Origin of the sequence: Mycolicibacterium vinylchloridicum, from assembly GCF_013404075.1 — a bacterium.
Lineage (GTDB): Bacteria > Actinomycetota > Actinomycetes > Mycobacteriales > Mycobacteriaceae > Mycobacterium > Mycobacterium vinylchloridicum.
Window position 1 is genome coordinate 1 of sequence record NZ_JACBJQ010000218.1, and the last position, 600, is coordinate 600.

The 600-nt window shown below is 65.3% G+C and carries 1 pseudogene; it reads left to right on the forward strand.

The window, feature by feature from the left end:
- Positions 1-129: 129 nt before the first annotated feature.
- A pseudogene (locus HPC46_RS34650) lies at positions 130-600 on the forward strand (IS21 family transposase); the annotation flags it as partial.

A 600-nucleotide genomic window follows, 5' to 3' on the forward strand; every position in this document is an offset into this window, starting at 1 on the left:
CTCGCTGAAATTCCCCACTGACGCTCATCGAAGTTCCCCACCCGTGTGGCTCCGCCGAGAAGGGCGGGCCTCCCTCGAAGCTGCTGGTGTCTGACGCCAGTTGCTCCATCGAAGGAGGCCCGCTTTCTCATGCTCACATGGGAGGACGACTTGGAAGTACATGCCCTACGCAAGCGTGGCTGGTCGATCTCAGCGATCGCCCGCCACACCGGTTTCGACCGCAAGACGGTCCGCAAATATCTGGCCGGTGACGGCGAACCGGGGGTCCGTGCCCGCAGCGGCCCGGATCCGTTCGATCCGTTCGTCGACTACGTCACCGCCCGTCTGGTCGAGGACCCGCACCTGTGGGCCCGCACGCTGTTCGACGAGCTCGAGGAGTTGGGGTTCGGCCTGTCGTATCAGAGCTTGACCCGCAATATCCGGGCCCGCAATCTGCGTCCGGTGTGCGAGGCGTGCCGCACGGCCACACAGCGCCCGAACGCGGTGATCCCGCACCCCCCGGGTGATGAAACCCAATGGGACTGGCTGGAATTGCCCGATCCGCCGAAGTTCTGGGGATGGGGAAAGACCGCGCATCTGCTGGTGGGCTCGCTGGCGCAT